Source organism: Akkermansia muciniphila, from assembly GCF_018709685.1.
In the GTDB taxonomy this organism is placed as follows: Bacteria; Verrucomicrobiota; Verrucomicrobiia; order Verrucomicrobiales; family Akkermansiaceae; genus Akkermansia; species Akkermansia muciniphila_E.
The window spans coordinates 1-22591 of sequence record NZ_JABDHQ010000005.1 but is presented as its reverse complement, the minus strand read 5'-3'; the positions used below and the strand labels follow the sequence as shown (position 1 = coordinate 22591).

The 22591-nt window shown below is 58.0% G+C and carries 14 protein-coding genes, 1 tRNA gene and 1 CRISPR repeat array (1 of these 16 cut by a window edge); of the genes, 4 read left to right on the top strand and 11 right to left on the bottom strand.

Annotation, left to right across the window (positions count from 1 at the left end):
- Nucleotides 1-842: direct repeats of the CRISPR family, unit length 31 nt; unit sequence GTTTCAATCCACGCACCCGCGAGGGTGCGAC; it reaches 163 nt to the left of the window's first position.
- Nucleotides 843-1248: 406 nt separating this feature from the next.
- The 6 genes from HHJ06_RS04650 to HHJ06_RS04625 form a co-directional block, all read right to left on the bottom strand.
- Complete coding sequence (locus HHJ06_RS04650; protein ID WP_215428048.1) at nucleotides 1249-2403, bottom strand: acyltransferase; 1155 nt, start codon at nucleotides 2401-2403, stop codon at nucleotides 1249-1251.
- 287 nt (nucleotides 2404-2690) lie between these two features.
- Entirely contained in the window at nucleotides 2691-6272 is a 3582-nt protein-coding gene (locus tag HHJ06_RS04645) for a bifunctional proline dehydrogenase/L-glutamate gamma-semialdehyde dehydrogenase (RefSeq protein WP_215428046.1), read from the bottom strand.
- A gap of 160 nt (nucleotides 6273-6432) precedes the next feature.
- A complete protein-coding gene (locus tag HHJ06_RS04640; protein ID WP_215428044.1) occupies nucleotides 6433-7422 on the bottom strand; it encodes a TlpA family protein disulfide reductase in 990 nt (329 codons plus the stop codon).
- 15 nt (nucleotides 7423-7437) lie between these two features.
- Nucleotides 7438-7857 carry a protein jag gene (locus tag HHJ06_RS04635; protein ID WP_215428042.1) on the bottom strand — a complete coding sequence of 140 codons (420 nt, stop codon included), beginning with the start codon at nucleotides 7855-7857 and terminating at the stop codon, nucleotides 7438-7440.
- A 173-nt stretch (nucleotides 7858-8030) separates the two neighbouring features.
- Complete coding sequence (locus HHJ06_RS04630) at nucleotides 8031-8771, bottom strand: hypothetical protein (protein WP_215428040.1); 741 nt, start codon at nucleotides 8769-8771, stop codon at nucleotides 8031-8033.
- 28 nt (nucleotides 8772-8799) lie between these two features.
- Entirely contained in the window at nucleotides 8800-9150 is a 351-nt protein-coding gene (locus tag HHJ06_RS04625; protein WP_215428038.1) for a hypothetical protein, read from the bottom strand.
- 4 nt (nucleotides 9151-9154) lie between these two features.
- Between HHJ06_RS04625 and katE the strand changes: the two genes are divergently transcribed.
- The 4 genes from katE (at nucleotide 9155) to HHJ06_RS04605 (ending at nucleotide 15114) form a co-directional block, all read left to right on the top strand.
- Complete coding sequence (gene katE / locus HHJ06_RS04620) at nucleotides 9155-11410, top strand: catalase HPII (protein WP_215428036.1); 2256 nt, start codon at nucleotides 9155-9157, stop codon at nucleotides 11408-11410.
- 397 nt (nucleotides 11411-11807) lie between these two features.
- Complete coding sequence (locus tag HHJ06_RS04615; RefSeq protein WP_215428034.1) at nucleotides 11808-12995, top strand: hypothetical protein; 1188 nt, start codon at nucleotides 11808-11810, stop codon at nucleotides 12993-12995.
- Nucleotides 12995-13417 carry a hypothetical protein gene (locus tag HHJ06_RS04610; protein ID WP_215428031.1) on the top strand — a complete coding sequence of 141 codons (423 nt, stop codon included), beginning with the start codon at nucleotides 12995-12997 and terminating at the stop codon, nucleotides 13415-13417. Before HHJ06_RS04615 ends, HHJ06_RS04610 begins: the two co-directional genes overlap by 1 nt.
- 5 nt (nucleotides 13418-13422) lie before the next feature.
- Nucleotides 13423-15114, top strand: coding sequence for a hypothetical protein (locus HHJ06_RS04605; RefSeq protein ID WP_215428029.1), 1692 nt, complete (start codon nucleotides 13423-13425; stop codon nucleotides 15112-15114).
- Nucleotides 15115-15414: 300 nt separating this feature from the next.
- Here the strand turns inward: HHJ06_RS04605 and HHJ06_RS04600 are convergent.
- From HHJ06_RS04600 to HHJ06_RS04580, 5 genes are all read right to left on the bottom strand, one after another.
- Nucleotides 15415-15489 (bottom strand) — tRNA-Val (locus HHJ06_RS04600).
- A 195-nt stretch (nucleotides 15490-15684) separates the two neighbouring features.
- Nucleotides 15685-18336: a cytochrome c biogenesis protein CcsA gene (gene ccsA, locus HHJ06_RS04595; protein WP_215428027.1), complete on the bottom strand. Its 2652-nt coding sequence runs from the start codon at nucleotides 18334-18336 to the stop codon at nucleotides 15685-15687.
- A gap of 91 nt (nucleotides 18337-18427) precedes the next feature.
- A complete protein-coding gene (rbr, locus tag HHJ06_RS04590; protein WP_215428025.1) occupies nucleotides 18428-19003 on the bottom strand; it encodes a rubrerythrin in 576 nt (191 codons plus the stop codon).
- An 84-nt stretch (nucleotides 19004-19087) separates the two neighbouring features.
- Entirely contained in the window at nucleotides 19088-19714 is a 627-nt protein-coding gene (locus HHJ06_RS04585; RefSeq protein ID WP_215428023.1) for a hypothetical protein, read from the bottom strand.
- Between the two features lie 23 nt (nucleotides 19715-19737).
- Nucleotides 19738-22260: an FtsK/SpoIIIE family DNA translocase gene (locus HHJ06_RS04580; RefSeq protein WP_215428021.1), complete on the bottom strand. Its 2523-nt coding sequence runs from the start codon at nucleotides 22258-22260 to the stop codon at nucleotides 19738-19740.
- Between the last annotated feature and the right edge of the window lie 331 nt (nucleotides 22261-22591).

The window sequence follows — 22591 nt, the reverse complement described above, 5'->3', positions numbered from 1 at the left end:
TTGGAATTCAAAGCCTTGAATTCTATTTACCGGGTTTCAATCCACGCACCCGTGAGGGTGCGACTTCTTGCCGTTGACCTGGCCTCCCGTAAGCTCGTGGGTTTCAATCCACGCACCCGTGAGGGTGCGACTCCAAAACGGCGTGGAAAGCTGGGCGCGCCGCTGGTTTCAATCCACGCACCCGTGAGGGTGCGACCCGTGCTGACTCCGGAGGAATACGCTGATGCACAGTTTCAATCCACGCACCCGTGAGGGTGCGACCCTTGTTGAATCCGCCTTGTACCGCTGCCATCTGGTTTCAATCCACGCACCCGTGAGGGTGCGACAGTGCCGATTTCCCCTTCCTGGTCGTTGAATTCCGTTTCAATCCACGCACCCGCGAGGGTGCGACCAGTTCCTTCAGTTCGGTTTCAATCTCCGCGCGGGTTTCAATCCACGCACCCGCGAGGGTGCGACGCCAAGAGCCGCGCCCGTCAGTTGGCCTGGGGCCGTTTCAATCCACGCACCCGCGAGGGTGCGACAGCTTACGAAAGGGGCAGTTCTCCCATAGAGATGTTTCAATCCACGCACCCGCGAGGGTGCGACCGGATTCCGGGCAAAATCCATCAGCATGGACTTGTTTCAATCCACGCACCCGCGAGGGTGCGACCTCGAAACGGATAAGCTCAGGGCCCTTTATTCCGTTTCAATCCACGCACCCGCGAGGGTGCGACCAATACATTAGAAAATAAACTCCGCCAGTTGAAAGTTTCAATCCACGCACCCGCGAGGGTGCGACTAAGACCCCAATTGCCGTTGTCGATAGGCGGGCGTTTCAATCCACGCACCCGCGAGGGTGCGACGGCCTAAGGGCTTACAGGTTGAGCATCAATAACGCCGTGGGCGTTTTGCGCCGACCTCCCATGCCGCCGCATGGTTTCCAGGCCGTAAAGAAGAGATTATTGTTGTCAAGATAGGATTCCCAACGTCTTGCAGGAATCGCCGATGTCCCGGGAATTTCCTGTGAGCTTGGGGTTGGCGCAAGGGAGACCGGACGCTATGCTTTTTCTCCTGTAAAAAGCAGCCGCCTCCGGCAACCTGGGCCTGTGCACGATGCAGGAACATCCTAACCCGCGCCCTTTCCTCCGTCCAGAACTTTGCACAGCCCTTTTCCCGGGAATATCGTTATTCCCCGCCCCGCCAGACAAAAAAAGCGCTTCAGGAGCATTGCTGCCGTCCTGAAGCGCCTTTTGGAAAAATATCCGGGCTTTACATGATGCTCTTGCGCGTCCACTTGTTCAGGCTCAACAGCCATACCAGCACCACGGAGATGACGGAGGCCATGCAGGCCAGCAGGGGAATTTTCACTGCCGAGGGGAGACCGCCCAGCCCGATGAAGTTCACGAAGTCATAGGAGCACTGGACAAAGAAGAAGTGGCACAGGTATACGCCGAAGGTCAGCGCCGCCAGACTGCTCAGCCACGGACGCGGCTTGATCCTGAGCCTGCTGACCATGGCAAAGATGGCGAAGGTCATCATGAAGACGTTGATGCCGGAGAAGTACCAGAGGACTTCCAGCTTGGAGTACTGGCCGGGGAAGTGCTTTTGAGTTTCCAGGAAACCGAAGAATGTGACGGCAAAACCAACCAGGAAGAGGGGAGCGGTGATGGCGAACATTTTTTTCCAGCTCCAGGCAAGGGGGTATTTAACCAGATAATGGGCCAGCACCATGTAACCCAGGAAGCCGGAAAAGTTATAGAACATGCCGTACGGGTTCCAGTCGCAAACGCCCAGGATGCCCATGTTGCCGTAATTACCTTCATAGCCCAGCGCCGGAGCCAGCATCTGGATGTAGGGGAGGGTCATGCTGAATATCCATATCCCCAGGAAGATTTTCACGTCTTTCCGTTTGGCCTGCGTCAGCCAGGCGCTCATGATGGGCATGAAGAGGTACAGGCCCACCAGCATGTATACGTACCACAGGGGGGTGGTGTCATAGTTGAAGTTGAAGAGGAAGGTGTACAGTTTCTGAACGGTGGCGCTCCAGGTGTAGGTGTCCATCACGATGTTGGGGCTGGCCGTCTGCACGCCTGCAGCAAAGTAGCCGAAGTAGAACAGGGGGAGCAGCAGAGACCACACGATGAGGGGAATCAGCACCCTTTTGAGACGCCTGGCATAGAAAGCGCTCATTTCCATGGTGACGGGGAAGAGGAGCACGCCGGAAATCATGGCGAAGAGCGGGACGCAGGGACGGACGAGGCTGCCCCAGAAGACGGCTGATTTGAAGTTGAACGTACCGTCAAAACTGCCTACGAACGGGTCGCAGCAGTGGGCCATGACAACGAGGAAACAGGCCAGGATGCGCAGGAAGTCAATCCATGCGATGTGGCTGCCGTGTGGGTTCAATGGTTGGTTGGTGCTCATGGAGGTGTGGTGGAAAGAAGCGCCGCAGCATTGCGGACATTCCCGGAAATATACCCTTTTCCCGGAAACGTTCTATCATAAAATGGGGAAAAGAAACAAAAGGTTCCCGAAAACAGGCATCCGGAAGCGGCGAAAGCAGGGGGAAAAGAAAAAAGAGTGGAACAATGGACAGGAAAGCCTGGACGGCCCGTTGGTTTTAAGATTTTCCCCATCCAGCAGGCTCAAGGAGCGCCGCAGGACCTGCGGCACCCAGATGTTTTTCTTTCTTCCCGTTCCCGGACATTTTCTCACGCCCCGGCCGTCTTGAAACTGCCGGGAGGCGGAATCAGGTTGCCGTAGCGGTGGACGGTTTCGGAGACGGCCTGTTCCCGGAAGTAGCCCAGCAGCTCCAGGCGTCCGTTGGCAAGCACCGGGCGGTCCAGGACTTCCACGTCACGGGCGCGGGCGGCGTTCGCCAGTGCCTCGGAAATGCCCGTTCCGCGCAGGAATTGCACGCCCTGGGCCGCCTCCGGCATCCGGTCGATGAGTTCGGCTTCCGTCTCCACCGTCAGGGTGGCGTAGTAGCCGTTCATTTTCTGAATCCAGGGATGGCCTTCCTCCGCACTCAGGTGCAGAGCCGCTCCGCATAGTTTTGCGCCCAGCAGCAGGATGGCGGCATCATCGTCAGACATGTTTTCCACACGGGCCAGTATTCCCTTCACAGGCACGTAACGGAATGTGTTGTTTTCCCCGTAGATGCGGGAGGGGTCATGCTCCACGCCGAATTCCTCCATCCACCACTTGGCCTGGGAGCCCGCGGCGGAACGGATGCGCTTGGCACAGTCCGGCAGTTCGGAGCACAGTTTTTCCACCAGCCCGGTGATGCGTTCCCCCGGCGTGCGCAGTTTCTGCGGGAGCGCTTTTTCCTCCCAGCTTCCCAGCATGGTGAGGTAGTTGGGGCCTCCGGCCTTGGCGCCGGGCCCCATGGAGGAGTGGTTCCACCCGCCGAACGGCTGGCGGCGCACGATGGCGCCGGTAATGACGCGGTTGATGTAGGCGTTGCCCACCTGCACCTTGCTCTTCCAGAGGGCGATTTCCCGTTCATCCAGGGACTGGAGGCCTCCGGTGAGGCCGAATTCGGAGTCGTTCTGGATGTCAATGGCTTCTTCCAGGTTTTCCGCGCGGATGATGCCCAGCACCGGGCCGAAGCATTCCGTCTGGTGGAACCAGCTTCCCGGCTTCACGCCCAGCCGGATGCCGGGCGACCACAGGCACGGGTTGTCTTCCGAGGGTTCCGGCTTGAGCAGCCATTCCTCCCCGGGCTCCAACTGCGTAAGCGCCCGGAGCAGGTTGCCTTCCGGCTCCTTGATGAGCGGGGTCACTACGGAGTTGACCTCCCAGGAGCCGCCCACCTTCAGGCTGGCGGCGGCATCCTTCAACTGGCGCAGAAAGGCCGGGTTGTCATAAACGGACGCTTCCACAATGGCCACGCTGGCGGCGGAGCATTTCTGCCCGGAGTGGCCGAAGGCGCTTTTTACCAGGTCTTTCACGGCCTGGTCCGGGTCCGCCGTGGCGGTAATGACCATGGCGTCCTTTCCGCTGGTTTCCGCCAGCACGCGCAGGTCCGGGCGCAGGCCGCGCAGCATCTTCCCGGTGCGGTAGGAGCCCGTCATGATTACGCCGTTCAGGCGCGGGTCCATCAGGAATTTGTGGGAGATTTCATTGCGCGGCATGGGCATGAACTGAAGCACGTTCCTGGGCACCCCGGCGCGCCAGAAGGCCTGGGCAATCTGCCAGGCCGTGTAAACGGCCAGCTCCGACGGCTTGAACACCACCGTGTTCCCCGCCATCAGAGCGGCAGCGATTCCCCCCGTGGGAATGGCGAAGGGGAAGTTCCAGGGCGACATCACGCAAACGGTGCCCAGCGGGGTCATTTCCACGCCGTCATTCATGCCGTCACGGTCCAGCCCTTCCGCGTAATAGCGGCAGAAGTCAATGGCCTCGCTCACTTCCACATCCGCCTCCGTGGGCACCTTTCCGGCGTCCCGGACCATGGCCGCAATGGCCTCGCCGCGGATTCTGGACAGTTCCTGCGCCGCCTGGTGCAGGATTTCAGCGCGCTCACTGACGCTTTTGGACGCCCAGGAGGAACGGGCCTTGTCCGCCGTATCCAGCGCGCGTTCAATCTGGTCAAAGTCCGCATATGCGAACTTGTAGGAAACTTCATTGTGGCGTGACGGGTCTCGCCCCACGCCCCACAGGTTGGTGGTAACTTCCTCCCCGTTGACGACCAGGGGGATTTCTTCTCCGGATTTTTCCTTTTCCGCGGCAATCAGGCCGTTGATCCATTCCGCATTCTGCCTGAGGGACCAGTCCGTATCCCGCTCATTGGAAAAGGCGTCCCGGTAATGCGTGGGCTGTACGGGGTCCGCGGCGCGGTTCTGCGTGCGGTTGGGGCCGTACTTCACCTCGTCCTTTTCCTGGCAGGCTTTTAAAAACCGCTTTTTCTGGGCTTCCCAGCTCCGGGAACCCGGCGTCATGCCGAAGAGGTCATGCAGGAAGTTCTCCTCACTGGTGTTTTCATCCAGCCGCCGCACCAGGTACGCAATCGCGCTGTGGAAGTCTTCCTTCAGGACCACGGGGGCATACAGCAGCAGGCCGTCCGCCGCCTGGCGGATGACGCGCGCCTGGTGGTTGGCCATGCCTTCCAGCATTTCAAATTCCACGTAATCCCGCACGCCTTCCCGTTCACGCAGGAGCATGGCGTAGCACAAGTCAAAGAGGTTGTGGGAAGCCACGCCGAACTGCACGTACCTGGCGTTCTCCGGCATGCAGCCGTAATGGAGCATTCTCTTGTAGTTGGCGTCCACCTGGGCCTTCGTGCCGTACGGCGCCTGCGCCCAGTCATGCATGGAGGCCTCCACCTTCTCCATCGCCAGGTTGGCGCCTTTCACCAGGCGTATCTTGATGCGCGCGCCGCCCTGCTCCACGCGTTCCTTCGCCCAGGCGCACAGCTTCATCTGTTCCTCCCAGGAATCCGGCAGATAGGCCTGAAGGACGATCCCGGCTTCCAGATGCATGAATTCCTCTTCCATCAGGGTGCGCTTGAACGCCTCCGCCGTCAGGTGAAGGTCCCGGTATTCCTCCATGTCCAGGTTCACGAACTTGGGCTTTTTGGAGCCGTCCGGCAGAGTCACCGCATTCGTAATGGCCGCCCGGTACAGGATGCGCAGGCGCTCCTGGATGAGCTTGACGGTTTCCTCAAAGGCCACCAGATGAATCTGGCTGAAAATGGCTGAAATCTTGACGGAGATGTATTCGCAGTCCTTGTCCCCCAGGCGGTCCACCACCTGCTGAAGGCGGTGATGGGCCTCGCTCTCACCCAGAATGGCCTCTCCCAACTGGTTGATGTTCATCCGGATGCCGGCCTTGCGCCTGCGCCGCAGGTGGGAATGCAGCTTCCCGTCCTCCGCCGGGAGAATGACGTTGGAGCTTTCCTTCCTCAGCTGGCTGGTGATCATGGGCATCACCACGCCCGGAAACTGTGCGGAAAGCCTGCCGCCCAGCTTCATGGCCAGGCGGTCCGTGGCGGACAGGTACCTGGGGATGCCGTAGCCGTCCAGCAGGTACCTGAACAGCTCCGCGCCGCGGGCGGAGGCGGAGGGGCGGAAGACGCGGTCCGCCAGCGCCAGCGTAAACGCCTTGCCCGCCGGATCATTCATCATGCGCTCCATCTGCTCCGCCTGCTTCTTTTCCTTCCTGCGCATCCCGGCATTGGATTGTTTCAGAATGGATTCCGCCAGCTCCACGGCCTTGGCGGCCAATTGCTGGTCAGTCCACTTGTCACGGCTGGCCGCCGCCATCATGTCCGGGATGGATGAATCTGTCATAACGGTCCGAAGACTAGCCCCTGCCATGGGCAAAATCAAGCCAATTTGCCCGGCCCTTCCTGTGGAGCGGAGAATCAGGAAGAAAAAACGCATTCCTTGATTCCGCGGCGGGAGCCGGGGCCCCTTCCTGTCCGTTTCCGGGAGTTATGGAAAAACCGGTTCAATCATGCCGGGCAGCGGCCAGCCGAGCCCTTCTCAGCTCCTCCCGGAGCTGGTGCGCACGCCTGCCGCAAACGCTGAAACGGTCCATGTCCCGCACTTCCTCCAGCACGGCAATGGCCTGGTTGAAGGCCTCCTCACTTTCCGCATTGTGGCCGTCCCGGTACAGGGATTCCTCCAGCCGGACCCAGAGGGGATGAACCATGGCCAGCAGGAGCAGCTGCCGTTCCTCCACGGCCAGGGAAGGATCAGCCGCCCTGCTCCGCCACGTTTCCAGGCATTTCCGGATGGCCGGGGCTTCACAGGCCCGGAAGGATTCACAGAGCAGATCAGCCGTTTCCCGGTTTTTCTCCAGCCGGAGCGCCGCCGCGCGGGCGTTCAGGAAGGCGGGAACTTTACAGTCCAGTTTTTCCAGGCGTTTCATGGTTCCCGGATAGTCCCGGAACCAGGCTTCCGCCGGGACCTGCTCCAGAGCCCGGCAAATGGCGGCGGCTTCCTCCGCGGGGTCTCCGCCCTTCGGGACATCATTCACCACGGTGACGGGGCGTACGTGCTGCGCCTTCTCCGCCAGCTGGGCCATCCTTCCCGGGAGGGAGGCGGCATCCGCCCCTCCTTCCATTACATCAAACACGCGCCCCCTGGTATCCAGAAAAACCACCGTGGGGAGCACACGCACGCCATGCAGCGCCGCCCGGGACAGGCTGCCGCCCTCTTCCCAGTCCTTCAGGGCGGGACGTTTGGACACCGTGACAAACTGCACGTCACGCACCTTCCCCTCCAGCGCGCGGCGTTCTGCCGTTCCGGGGCGCAGCGCTTTCACCCAGCGGGCTTCAGCCGCTCCGGGCTCCGCGGAACCGTACACCACCAGCACAGGGAGCGGCGGCAAGGAAACCACAGCGCAGGTGGAAGAGGCATCCTCCGTTTCAGCACGGCCCGGAACCGCCATCACCAGCGCCAGACAGGCGCACGCCATTACCGCTGCAGCCCTCATGAACGTAACCGGGCTTCAGGCACGCCGGATGGTGATGCGCTTGTAGCGGCCGTCACCTTCCTCCGACTCCGTGGCGATGCCTTCCATGGATTGGAGGGCATTGTGCACCAGGCGGCGGTGGTAGGCGTTCAGCGGTTGCATCTTCATGGGCTTGCCGCTTTCCTGCACGCGCTCCGCCAGGGAGCGGGCCTTCTCCAGGAGGCGGGCCTCGTTGCGTTCCCGGTAATGGTCACAGTCCACCTTCACGCGGGGGGCCTCCTCCATCTTCCGCTGAATCATCCGGTTGACCAGGTACTGGAGGTCGTCCAGCCTGTCCCCGTCTCCGCCAATGATATACTGGCAATCCGGGGAGGAAATGTTCAGGCAAATAATGCCGTCCGTCTCCGTTATTTCAATATCCGCGGAAAAACCCAGTGAAGCCAGAAGGCTCTTCAAACTCTGTTCAGCTATTTCTTGCACCGTCATAACCTGTTAACAACTAATAAAAATGTTCCGTACCGGAAAAGTCCATGCCGCGCGGCAGGAACGCCCTCTCCGGTAACCCCATTGACAAAAAAATCATAACCTATTTATTCCCCGCGTCTATGAAAATTTGTGGAAGCTCCGCCTCATTTACGTATGCAGGGGATTTTATCCATTCCCGTGTTCAGGAGAATACCGGCGCCGCTTTTGAGGACTCCCGCGGCTTCCACCTCCTCCGGTCCCTCCGGCTTTATTTCATCCTCCCCCTTGTTCAAACGGTACTTCCGCACCATGAGCCGGCTGCGGGATTCATCCGTATAACACCGGGACACCACGGCGCCGCCCTCCTCCACGGCAACGGTACCCAGTGAGGCGACGATGCACCCGACCTGCTTCAGCATGGGGGAGGCCGTGATGCAGCTCCCGTAATCCCCCACATGCGCCTTCCGTGAAATGCGGAACACGCGCAAATGAAAGGCCCCGGCTCCGGCCTCATGGGCCAGCACCAGCTCCGGCATGCCGTCCCCGTCCAGATCAGACAGCCGCAGAGCAGGGCCATCCCCCACCCTGGAGCCGGCAAATATCCCGACAATATGGGGCTGGTCCTCATCCTCTCCGCGGTAATTCATTTCCGCCACCAGATAGAGGGAATTTTCACCCGACCCATGTGTCTTGTCCACATACAGATGCACCCGGCTGACCAGCCCGGAAGGGGCGTCCGGGTACTGCGGAAGAACGAGACTCTCCACCGGCTCCAGATGCAGGGCACGCGGCGGCTTGCCAAACGCCGCCTGAACCTCCACGGCCACATCCCGGTTGTTCCCGGCCTCCTGAGCCGCTCCCATCACAGGCAGGAACACGAGTCCAATGAAACACGCTTTGTTCATGAAGCTCATTTTTTAGCATACTACTTGTTCAAGTCGAGTTCATTCCGGAGAATCGCACCCGGACTTCCGCGGTTGAAAACAGTCCCTGCCGGAAAGAGCCGCAGCCACGTAAAACCTGAAGCAATGCCGCAAGCCTTTGCGGCAGATAAAAAAGAAAACCGAGTTTAGAGAATAAGCCACAGGCAGGAACGCATGCCAATAAAACAGGAGTGATCCGCGCCTTCCGTTCTCCGCAACTTAAATCATTCCCTTCAAGCGCTTTTTCCGGATTCTCCATCATCTTTTCCGTACCGGACTGACAAAACCGGCCGGAACATCCCGTGGAAAAACAGAGTCCAAGCTTCAACCCATGTAAAAATTCAAACACATCAAGGGACAAGCCAATGAAAAAAAAGACCCAGCAAATGGAAGAACGCTACGCCCCCTTTCCGGATGGAACGGAAGCGGAACCCCACTATACAGATACTATTGACCCGGAGCTGATCAAGCCCACCCCCAAGCCTACGCCGCCCAACGCGGAACCCTCCGCCCCCGGCTCCATGAAGACGCCGGACAACACTACGGAAAAAATCAAGGACCTGGACACCATGCGCTCCAACGGCATGGGACAAGCCCTTACAAGCAACCTGGGAATTAAAATAGCCGATGACCAAAACACACTTAAAGCCGGAAGCAGGGGCCCCTCTCTGCTTGAAGACTTCCACTTTCTGGAAAAAATGGCTCATTTTGACCAGGAGCGGATACCGGAACGCGTGGTTCACGCAAGAGGTTCCGGGGCACATGGCTATTTTCAGGTATACAAATCCCTTTCCAAGTACACCAAGGCGGGCTTTCTGCAGGATCCGGGAGAAAAGACTCCGGTCTTTGTGCGTTTTTCCAACGTGCAGGGCTTCAGAGGATCTCCGGATACGGTGAGGGACATCCGCGGCTTCGCCACCAAATTCTATACCAAGGAAGGCAACTATGACCTGGTGGGCAACGACACGCCGGTCTTCTTCATCCAGGACGCCATCAAATTCCCGGACTTCATCCATGCCGTGAAGCCGGAACCCCATAATGAAATGCCGCAGGGGCAGACGGCCCACGATTCCTTCTGGGACTATGTTTCCCTCCAGCCGGAAACCCTGCACAACGTCATGTGGCTCATGTCCGACCGGGGCATCCCCCGGAGCTACCGTACCATTGAAGGCTTCGGCATCCACACGTACAAGCTGGTCAATGCGGAAGGAAAAAGCACCTTCGTCCGCTTCCACTGGAAGCCGGCATATGGCAAGAAATCCCTGATCTGGGATGAGGCCCAGGACCTTACCGGACGGGACCCGGACTTCCACCGCAAGGACCTCTGGCAATCCATTGAAGGCGGAGACTATCCGGAATTCGAGCTCGGCTTGCAGATTATCCCGGAAGAGGACGTGGATAAATTCGACTTTGACATCCTGGACGCCACCAAGCTCATCCCGGAAGCGCTGGTCCCCGTGGAAATCGTCGGCAAGATGGTGCTGGACCGCAACCCGGACAACTTCTTCGCGGAAACGGAACAGGTCGCCTTCTGCCCCGCCAACATCGTGCCGGGCATTGACTTTTCCGACGATCCGCTCCTCCAGGGCCGCATCTTTTCCTACAGCGACACCCAGCGGCACCGCCTGGGCGGAGCCAACTTTACGGAGATTCCCATCAACCGGCCCATCTGCCCCTTCCACAACAACCAGCGGGACGGCTTCCACCGCATGCAGATAGACACCGCCCCGGCCAACTATGACCCCAACTCCATCGGGGACAACTGGCCGCGTGAAACGCCGCCGGAAGACGGCGGCTTTGCCACCAGCCCCCAGCCGGTGACGGGCATCAAAGAACGCCTCCGGAGCCCCTCCTTTGCGGAATACTATGCCCAGCCCCGCCTGTTCTGGATGAGCCAGACTCCCGTGGAGCAAAGGCACATCATTGACGCCTTCAGCTTTGAAGTAGGCAAGGTGACGCGCCCGTACATCCGGGAACGGGTGGTGGACCTGCTGACGCGCATTGATCCGGACCTGGCCGCCGGGGTAGCCAGGAACCTGGGCATCGAACTGACAAAGGAACAGCTTAACCGGGAACTTCCCAAGCCGGTATGCGGCCTGGAAAAAGACCCCACCCTGAGCCTGTACGCCAAGCCGGACGGCAACCTCAAGGGCATGCGCGTTTCCCTGCTCGTAGCAGACGGAGTGAACCTGAAGTCCGTGGATGAAATCTGCGATGCCCTGAACAAGGAGGGAGTGCATCCCCAGGTGCTCGCCCCCCACATGGGCTCCGTCAAGACGGAGGACGGGGAAGACCTCCACGTGGACGGAACCCTGTCCGGTAATCTGGCCGTGCTGTTTGACGCCGTCATCGTCCCGGAAGGAGCGAAGAGCATTCAGACGCTGATGATGAACGGAGACGCCAAATACCACCTGCGCCAGGCATACCGGCACCTGAAGGCCATCGGCCTGCCCGGTGACGCCAGTGAAATGCAGGAAGCAGCGGACCTGCCCCAGGACATGGACGATCCCGGCCTGCTTACGCCGAAGGACACCAAGGCGCTGATGAAACCCTTCATCACGGCCATGAAACAGCACCGCGTCTGGGCCCGCGAACCCAAGGCGCTGGACTTCGGAGCCTGATTTCTTCCCATTCAGGCCCCGGTTCAGCCGCATGATCAAGCAAGGGCTGCCTCACCTTCTGGTGGGGCAGCCCTTTTTTATACCAATGCCGGGCAGCCCACCCATGCTTCACGGGAATCAGGAGCGGAAAACCGGGGTACAACGTTCATGCAGTCCTGAACGTTTTGCGCATGATGATTTTTCTCCGGAACAGCCGTAATTTTTTCCGAAGCAGTTTTCAACCTCATCTATTTATCCTTTGAAAGTAAAAATATTACATCAAATTTACCACTGAATCCAACTTCAGCATCCGGAGTTGCTTTGACCGTTGGAGAAATCAATCCACAGGAAGAGAGCAAGCTTTCCCTGCAAGGACGATACGGAATTCATCAACATACATAGAAAGAAGGAGAATAAGTTGATCAACTACCTCACTACAAACGATACCCGCAAACAAAAAACCATGAATAAAATTACCTCTATCAACGGAATTCTACTATCATCTCAGAATGATTTTTATCAGCACGAGAAAAACAGTTCCGTTCACGTCACGGAGGACGAACGAACGGCCTGGAACGCCAAGGCTGAAGCATCTGACGTCAATTCCAAAGTCAGCACGGAAGCATTCGAAGCCCACAAAACGAACGCCACGGCCCACATCACGGAAGAAGAACGTAACCGGTGGAATGCTGCTCCCGAAGTGGACGAAAGCGGCAATATGACGCTTGCCGGAAGTCTGACGACGGCAGGAGCCTATAACGCCAACGGCGGCATTAATATTCCAGTTGATCCTGTAACGGATACGGATGCCGCCCGCTACCATGAGGTACGGGTGCTCAATGAGATTACCAATGGAGCAGGACAAAACTATTTCAATTTTTCCCCGCCCCCATTCGGTAAATTGTTATCGCCATTTTCCTGGCTGGCTACCTATTGGCCCAAACCGGCAACGGAAAATGGATGGGTGGATTTTAATTTCCAATGCGTGCCTGTGGGGCAGGACAGTGACCGGGGCGGTTCCTATACCGCGGCAACCGGCATCTTTCTACCCTTATACACCGGTCTTGGCTATCAGCGCATGTTCCAGGTTGTTGCCGGGGGACTATTTGATGTAATGCTTAATGAAGCGTGGGCCGCCCCTGACGATTATCCTTTCTCCGAACCTGCAAATGGCGTTGCCATGTGGTGGGATGTTTACTTTGGGGACCAGCTCACGGACCAGGACAACAAGATTCCCGCGCGCGGGCGATTTTGCCGATTCAACCACAATACCGGGAAGGTGGAGCTATTTAGCAAAACGGCGCTGTTACCTGCAAATTTCCGGTTACGGGGGATTGCGATAGCATGGGGAAATGAACATGACCATGGGGGGATTTGGGTTGTTGGAGTAAATGAGACAACAGGAGGCAGACTGGAGGCCTACCGCATTTGTGAAAAAACCTGGTTCACCTCTTCTTATCATAATTCTGTCAACATGCAAAATATAAGAGTGTTATGCAATAGAGAAGCGTTGGATGTAGGAGTCAAGCCGCTAAAAACTTACACAGGGCTTTACGGACAAAAATCCGTAGTGGCGGAATGGTGTGAAATGATGGAGGTTAAATAATGATGAAAGCACAATTACAATTTCAGTTTCCCGAACCCGGCAACTGGGGAAAGTTTATCCTGACGGCCGTATTCCCGGACAAGAATGGCTTCATTCAATCCCGACGCTTCACACAGGATGATATTCCCGGAGCACAGGCGGAAACTTTCCATGAAGTGGTAACACGCGTTGCCGTTTTATCCGACGAATGGAAGGCGCTCCAAGTCCGGGCGCAGCTGGACCAGGTCATCGTCAACCTACTCCCGGAGGAAGCAGAAGTATCCCCGGAATCCAAGGATGCGGTCGTTTTAACCGTGGAGGCGGTCAATGCCCGGGGAGGACGCAGGCTTTTCACCAGTCAGGATTATTCGGAGTTCACGATGATGGACGAGGCGGCAGTGGCGTTTTTCAACTACTTCATAACAAACACTAGCAATCAATAATAATCATGAATACTACTAATATTCTCAACGGGGTCACTCTGGCATCCCGTGATGAAGTAACCGAACACTCCGAAAATGCGACAGTGCATCTTACGGAGGAGGAACGTAACACCTGGAACGCCAAGGCGGATGCTTCTGCTCTTGCCGGCAAGGTGGATACGGGCACGTTCACGGCCCATGAAACCGACCCTACAGTTCATGTGTCACAAGAAGAGCGCGAGAAATGGAACGCCCGTACCACGAAGGGTGTGGTGGCGGCTACGCAGGATGGACTCGACGAGCATACGGAGAACACGACTGTGCACATCACGGAAGAAGAACGTATCACCTGGAATGCGAAAGTCGATTCTTCTGAACTTAGTTCCAAGGTGAGTACAGACACCTTCAATACTCATAAAAACGACTCTACGGTTCATATCACTGCTCAGGAAAGGAATAGGTGGAATACGACCGCTCCAGCCAATCTTGCTACTATTAATGGTAACAACAATTTCACGGGCGGGAACACCCACGCGGGAACCGAAACATTCAAAGGTTCTCTCATGATTAGCGGTTCAACACAGAAAACCACACTTGAAAGTGCTGATACATCGTTACAAACGTTGAGAAGTACCCAAGCCATTATCCGCATGCAGTCGGTTTACGACTCTTTTTTTGGGTCCTCCTCTCAAGCAGATTATCACGTAGGAGGCTGTTGGACAAATGCGTCTGCCATTCCTCAAAAAGGAGTTTTGACGCAAATCAATGGGGAAGGACATAAAGATGATGGGAGCAACTCTCATTGGATTCACGTCGAATGTCCCGCTAAGTGTGTTGTACACTTTGGGTCTAGCAATTCGTCCTCCATTATTCAAGGCGGTGCATCCGGAACTCCAAGTACGTGGGACGAGGCTCCCTGGGCTTTGCATTTATCAATTCCTGACGTTAATGGATGGGGTATTGGGTATGCTCATAATTCATGTATCTGGACGCTGATCGGGAAAAACTACTGTGGCAATAATCTTCCGGTGCTAATCGCCTATAACGTAACTGTCCATAAACCTGTACTTGCCGCGATACTTTGGGACAGAACTTATTTTCCATTGCATACCACATGGGGCATCCATGATACACCAGATCATGATCCTGATTATGGAAGTGATATTATCCCTTATCGTTGGCGTTATAGCGTCAGTCTCGCATTACCTGCTTCTAAGGAGTACAACCTATTAGGATATGCTGACGTACACTGTCTCGGTAAACCTTATATGTACGGAGGAGGTTCAACTACTGCCGCTGTTGATGGTATAACATCTAAAGCTATTATCCGAACACATTCCGGACACGTAAACACTGAAGAATCAACCTTTGAGGAGGCTATATTGTGTAAAATGTACAATTTAAAGAGGGTGGAACCTTCCAATTGGGAGGATAGTTTTGAAACCGCTTATAATATCGAACCGGCGGGTGGAACAATCACAGGGGATGTTAATTGCGATGGAGAGAATCGTTTGGATTATGGCTGGGGTGGCGCGATTATCAGTCTTGCAGAATGGGTTCACCTATCACAATTCTCTGTACATAAAGACAACAGTGGTCCCAGAGATATTATTGTTGATCCGAACGAAACTGGGAAGGAACGTTGGTGTTATGTACTAACAGGACTAAGCAACCGGCGAGCTTCCAAAATCATTAAAATTACGCAAAAGGCATCATGAACTACCATTATAAATAAACGGCATACTCACATGGTAACAAAACAATCCAACAAAGGTAGATGTAGTTCTATCTTTGAAGCATTAATACAAAGTACACGTATTAGATGGAAGCTTATAGCCAAGCTATACTAGTCCCTGTTTTCTGATGTGGAAAAGGGACTAATTATTACAAACCGTATATTTTGAATATCAACTTGAAACCCCGTTTCTTAATATTAGCACACCGAAAGTATTCATATATTTATTAAACCACCCACAAAAGAAAACCCCGCAAGCCGTTAAGCTTGCGGGGTTTATTAGTGGTACACGGAGAGGGATTCGAACCCCCGACCAACTGCGTGTAAAACAGCCGCTCTACCACTGAGCTATCCGTGCATGAGGTAGCGGGAATATATACCGGGGAACCGGGAACGGCAAGGAGAAAATGAGAAAAGTGCGTTCCCTTCCCCTCCCCACATGCCCCATCCGGCCTGACCCGGAAGATTCCCGGAACAGGCAACGGGCATGGGCCCTGTTCGCTGCCCGTGCCCCCGGGTTATTTCCAGATCATTTCCGGCTTTTCCGCGCCTCTTACCTGATTTCCACGCGCCGGAGCGCGCGGTAGTGCAGGATGATGAAGAGAACGCACAGGACGGCCTCAGACCAGTAGAAGACGTCCAGGGCGTCCCGCCCGGAGGTGAAGCCGTAGGAGTGCAGCCCCACGCCCAGCATGTTGACGCCCCACCAGGCAAAGGCGATGATGACGCCGCCCACCACGTTGCTGAAGTGGAGCAGCCAGGGGGAGAGCCACCCGGCCTTGCGCGCATGCAGCACGATCAATTGCCACAGCACAATCATCAGCGCCCCGTTTTCCTTGGGGTCCCATCCCCAGAAGCGCCCCCAGGATTCATTGCCCCAGATGCCGCCGAAAACCGTTCCCACCAGCGTGAATACCAGGGAGAAGCACAGGATGCCGTAAGCCATGCGGTCCAGGGACAGTTCCGTTTTCCTGCCGATCAGGCGCAGGGGGGAGGCCAGCAGGTACACATGGGAGAGCACCGCCGCCAGCAGTCCCGCCGCATACCCCAGCACAATGGTGATAACATGGGTGGAGAGCAGGAAGTTGGAGCGCAAGATAGCTACCAGCGGGTCCATGTGGTCCACCGCCTGGGAGGATTCATACAGAATGCCCATCTGGCAGGAGAGCGCCCCCAGCAGCAGCCCCGCCGCCAGCACGATGCCCTTTTTGCTGAACAGCTCCGCCACCAGGGCGCAGAGCACGCCCATGCAGGCGATGAAGGCGATGGTTTCATACGTGTTGCCCACCGGGGATCTCATGGTGATCATCACGCGGATGGCCAGGCCCGCCGCCAGCACGCCGGTTCCCGCCGCTCCCAGCAGCCACGCCAGGCTGAACCCGCTGGGCCGCAGGAAGCGCCGCCAGAGCGGAGCGCCGGCGGAAGGCCGGAAAAGGGCGCAGACCAGCAGGCACACGAACGCCGCCACAAAGACGGCCAGGGAGACGTAAAGCGGGTCCAGGCGGTAGTAGAAGATTTCCCTTTCCAGGCTGTGCCGCTCCCCGGCGGAGGCGGCTTCATTGGGCTGCGCCAGTTTTTCCAGCAGCAGCCCTTCCGCCTTCATCCTCAGTCCTGACGCTTCCTTCCCTTCCATGCCCATGGCCTTGCGCTCCAGCAGGGAGGCCATGGCCAGAAAGGCCCCGGTGGATTTGTCCGGGGCAGCCGTCCACAGGCGTTCCCCATCGTGGTTTCCGGCGGGGAACCAGCGGGGGAATTCCATCCGCTCCATGGCAGCGGGGTCTTCCAGCATGATCCGTGAGCCGAGCATCCACCCCCGCACCACGTCAAAGTTGCGGGAAAGGGCCAGGATTTCCTTCTGGGCCTCCGTGAGGTTTCCTTCCCCCAGCATCCGGATTTCCCGGACGGCACGGGTCATTTCCTGCCAGCGTTCCGCAATCTGCGCGTAGGAGTATTTTTTACGCTTGTCCGCCTGGCCAGGCAGGTGCAGCTGCGTGACCACCTCTTCCCGGTTAACCAGAAAAACGGGGTACTGCTCCGCCAGTTCCGGGCGGAACATGCAGTCCAGCATCCATTCCACCGGGGAGAGCTTCTTTTTCCCCTCCGGCGTATTGATGGAGAAGCTTCTTTTGCCCAGCGTCCGGAGCAGATGGAAGCCCGCATACGTGGAGACGGGCTTCAGCCGGCCTCCGTCCTGCACGGCCATTCCCCCGGCGCGTTCCACCAGGAAGGAGGACCAGGGCGCATAGTTCTTCACTTCAACCGGATGGGCGGCAGGCCTGGCCGCCAGCATGCCGATTCCGAAGATGGCGGCCACCAGCACGCAAACGCCTACCAGCCGCAGGCGGCGTCTTCCGCCGGGAACGGGCGGTTCCGGCTGTTCCCCGGCTGCCTCCGTCCCTGCGGGAACCTGCCCCGGCTTGCGGCGCAGGTATCTTCCGAAGACGAAGCTAAAATGCCACAGCAACCCCGCCGCAATAATGTAGGAGGACCATTTGGGCATTTGCTCCAGAGGGTTGTGCGAGGCGCGGAGAATGGAGATGAGCCTGCCGGGGTGCAGGGAGTCCTGCCCCCAGCTCATCTGGTACAGCGTCCAGCCGGAGAGGCGCAGCGGCTCATTCATGCGGATGACGGCGTCATACTGGCCTCCGGATTCCGGAAAGACGGTTACCTGGGATTCATAGGATTTGGGCTTGGAGGTGCCGGGATAGAATTCCGGCACAAAGCGGTTCAGGCGCAGGTCAAACGGCAGGGCCTGCTCATGCACGCGGTCCCCCTGGGGCAGTTCCACCTGGTCCACGGCCACCGTCATTTTATTGCCAAGCATGATGCCGGCCAGCAGCAGCAAAATGCCGCCATGGGCCACCAGAATGCCCGCGTGCTTCCACGTCCACCTGACGCGGAACATGCCGCCTATGAGCAGGTTAATGAACAGAAGGGTGCACGTGACGCCCATGCCGGGCAGCGGGAGGGAGATGAGGGAGTGCTCCCCGCCCAGGGGAATCAGCACATACGGCGCGCCGAAGAAGGATTCTATGGCGGCTTCCGATCCCATGGAGGAGGACAGGCGCACCTGATGCAGCGTGCCGGCAAACGTAAGCACCAGCAGTATCAGCATCAGGGCGATGCCCAGCCCGTAGCTTCCGGCAAATTTCCAGAGCCGCCGGCCATAGTCCCTCCATTTCGTATCCGTGTGCTTCCCGTCCATCAGTGTAATGCGTCCGTATGTAAAAAAGCGGGACCGATCACACGATCAGCTCGTGAAACCGGCCCCAATCAAGTTCTTGGAGAAAGGAGGATTAGAAGTTATCCGCCAGTTCTTCAAAGTACGCCTGGGGATGCACGCAGGCCGGGCATACCTTGGGGGCGGTGGCTCCGGTGTGCACGTAACCGCAGTTGCGGCACTTCCACTGGATTTCCTTTTCCTTGGCAAATACCTTGCCGTCGCGCACGTTTTCAGCCAGCTTCAGGTAGCGGGCTTCATGGTGCTGTTCCACGGTGGCAATCTTGCGGAAGGTTTCCGCAATGGCCGGGAAGCCTTCCCTGTCCGCCACTTCGGCAAACGTGGGGTACATTTCGGACCATTCGTCGCGCTCTCCGGCCGCGGCGGCCAGCAGGCATTCCTCCGTGGATTCCAGGGGAGCCGTGCAGACGGTGTGGGTCACTTCAATGCAGGCGTCCTTAAGCAGTTTGAAAAACACCTTGGCATGTTCCTTTTCATTGTCAGCCGTTTCCAGGAAGATGGCCGCAATCTGCTCGTAGCCTGCCTTCTTGGCTACACCGGCAAAGTAGGTGTAACGGTTGCGCGCTTCGGATTCCCCGGCAAACGCCTTGAGGAGATTCTTTTCTGTTTCTGTGCCTTTGATGGATTTCATAAATTAGTCATCTGGTTGCGTAAGCGGGATTATCCTAATGGGGACTTGCCGAAAAACAAGCTTTTATTGAATGAATCTAAAAAATCATTTTCCTGCCGATTTTCCGGAAAAAGCCTCGCGCCACGGGTCATCCAGCCTGCCCGGGATGTTGTCCAGCTCCCGCAGGATTTTTTCCCGTTCCCGGGAAATGCGCTCCTGCTCCGCGGAGTCAGGCGCGGGTTCCTCTCCGGGCATGGGCAGCAGGCCGTCCGGCGTCTTGCCGCTGTCCGGGGTAATCGGAAGGGTAATGTCCCTGTTGTCTTCATCCGGTTTGGGGGCCGGATGGTCCGGGTCCTGGTCATCCTTCTTTCCGGAGCTTTCCGGAGCGGCCAGGTTGCGGTACAGAAACACCAGGTCCCCCGCCTCCACGGCGCCGCTGCGTATGTCCGCCGGAATGCGCGCCCGGCCCAGCCGTTCCTCCGTCACGACCAGGTTGGCCACCCTCCGGTTTTCCTCCAGGCCCGGAGACTGGGAGATCAGCACGGTGCCCGGCTCATAAATCTTCCCGGCCAGCGCAATCAGCACATAGTTATGGCTGCGGTACACCTGCTCCACCTTCCCCACGTACACCGGGGGCCGGGGAGCCTTTTTGACAGGCTGTACCTGCTGGGAGCAGGAGGCGGCCAGCAGAGCGCACGCCGCCAGGACCGGCAGGGAAAGGAAGCGTTTCATGGGAGGGGGCAGCTTTTTATCATTTATTCCACCAGCACCTTGCGCGGACGGTTGGTGTTGTCCGCAGGCGCAATGATTCCACGTGATTCCAGCAAATCCATCATGCGGGCCGCACGCCCGTACCCGATGCTCAAGCGCCGCTGGAGCAGGGACGTGCTCACCTTGCGCTCAATGAGGGCCACTTCCAGGCATTTGGAGTAGCATTCCTCCTCCGCGTCATCCAGCGGGCTGTCCGCCCCTCCGTGGGAAGGCTCTTCCAGGGATTTCTGCACCTCTTCATGGAATTTCTGCCTGGCCTGGGAGGCGCAGTGGGCCACCAGGGCTTCCACCTCATCATCAGAAATGAAGGCGCCCTGCGCCCGCTCCACCTGGGCGGAACCCGGCGGCAGGTAAAGCAGGTCCCCCTTGCCCACCAGTTTTTCCGCGCCCTGCCTGTCCAGAATCACGCGGCTGTCCGTGCCGCTGGCCACCTGGAAGGCGATGCGCGTGGGTATGTTGGCCTTGATGGTTCCGGTGACCACCTGCCTTCTGGGAGTCTGCGTGGCTACAATGAGGTGGATGCCCGCGGCGCGGGCCTTCTGGGTCAGGCGGCCGATGTTGGTTTCAATGTCCGCCCCCACCGTCTGCATCAGGTCCGCAAGTTCGTCAATGATGATGACGATGTAGGGGAAGCGTTCAGGGATGACGCCGTCGTCATCCAGGTCCAGTTCATCATCTTCTTCCGCCGGCCATTCGCCCTGGGATTCAAATTCGCGGGCGACGGCCTCCGCCAGCGCTTCGTCCCCCTCCCCGTTTTCCGGCTCTTCAGGTTCTTCCGCAGGCGCGTCCGGCGGACGCTTGTTGAAGGCTTCAAAGTTGCGCACGCCCACCTTGGCGAAGCAGTGGTAGCGGTGCTCCATTTCATTCACGCACCAGCGCAGGGCATTGGGCACCTTTTTGGGGTCCGTCACCACGGGCACAATCAAGTGCGGCAGCTTGGAATAAGGCTGCATTTCCACCACCTTGGGGTCCACCAGAATGAGCCTCAGTTCATCCGGGCGGAATTTCAGGAGCATGGAGGAGATAATGCTGTTGATGCAGACGGATTTGCCGGACCCGGTGGCCCCGGCCACCAGCAGGTGGGGCATGGAGGCCAGGTCCCCGATCACGGTGCGGCCGTACACGTCTTTCCCCAGAGCCAGCGGTATTTTCTTCTTGGGAGAGCAGAAGCCGGGGTCCTGGAGCAGTTCCCGCAGGGGCACGGCCACCTTCTTCCGGTTCACAATTTCAATGCCCACCGTGTCCTTGCCCGGTATGGGCGCCACGATGTTCACGCTTTCCGCCTTCGTCGCCAGCGCAATGTCCTTGGCATACTGGTCAAAGGTGTTCACGCGCACGCCGCGCGCGGGATAAACTTCATAGCGGGTGATGGTCGGGCCGCGGGTGATGTCCCCCGGCGTCACGTCCACGCGGAATGTCGTCAGCGTATCAATGATCTTCTGCTGGATTTCCAGCATTTCATCCTTGTCTTCCTCCGTGGGGCCGTCCGGTTTTTCCTCATAATGCAGCAGTTCAAAGGGAGGAAGCTCGTAATTGCGGAATTCCTCCGTGGGCGGCGTGGAGAGTTTGGAGAAAGGCTGCTCCTTGGGCGCGGGCTTGATTTCCGCCGGTTCCGCCACGGTAATCCTGGGCTTGGGCGTCAGGGGAAGGCGGCCCTGCGTGCGCGTGGCCCGGGCGGGCGCGGCGGCTGGCTTCACGGGGGGAGCCGCGGTGACTTCACTATATAAACCCTCCAGATCATCCCCGGTGCGCTGAAGGCGGGGGGAGGAGGAAGCCCTGCTCTTCCGGTCCGGCCTGGGGGCGGACAGGGCGGCGTCCTCCATGCTGGCCCTTACGCGGGCCGCCTCCCTGGCAAGCTGGTCGGACCGCCGCTTCATCTTTTTCTCTTTCCGGTTCATGCGCCAGGCGCGCCATTCACGCAGCACGGCGCGGAACAACGGGCGGGGGTGCATGCCCGCGGCGTAAACCAGGGCCGCCAGATAACCCAGGCCGGAAAGCACCAGCACGGCAGAAGCTCCCGCCAGGGGAAGCAGCAGGAGCGTCCCCAGCAAATGGCCTGCCAGGCCGCCGGAACCCTGCACCTGGTGGCGCGCCACCCACTCCGCTCCCGGCACATGCCCGGCCGTCAGGAACAGGCACCCGCACAGCAGCAGGAACAGGCCTCCGTACACCACGCCGCGGGGCAGTCTGCCGCGATGCGCCAGACGGTAAAAGCCCCACCATTCCAGCAGAATGACAAGCATCCAGGCCATGCCGCCCAGCACCCAGTAAAGAATTCCCGCGGCATACAGCCCTGCCAGCCCCAGCACATTGGACGTTTCGGGAACCACGTGCCCGGACTTGTTTAAATAACTCCAGCCTATTTCCCGCACGTCAAACGTCAGCATGGCCGCCAGCAGCGCCGCGCCGCCCAGCAGGGACACGACACCCCACACCATTCCTATCCAAACCGGGGGGCGCTCCTCTTCATGCTCAAATGCATGATGCTCCTGCACATCCAATGCCATACCTGCCTTTCATCTTAACAACTCCGCGCGCGCAACTCAAGGCTAAACAAAAGGCGGAGGCCGTGAGGAGAAGAATTCACCTGAATGCGGCAAAAAACAGAGCCCAGGGAGAGAAAAAAATCAGAGCCCCCCCTCCCCCGTCCCCCCTGCTGACGGCTCCGTGCATACTCCTTCCCTTACCTGTACAAACGCCGCCATCCCCCCGCAAACCAATACAAGCACAGCAATACCCAATTCCGTTCTCTTATCTTACTGAATAAGTTAATTCAACGTTCTTTCTATTATAAAAAGACATGTTATTCAATTCTTCGCCGTCCAGTTTAAAATATCC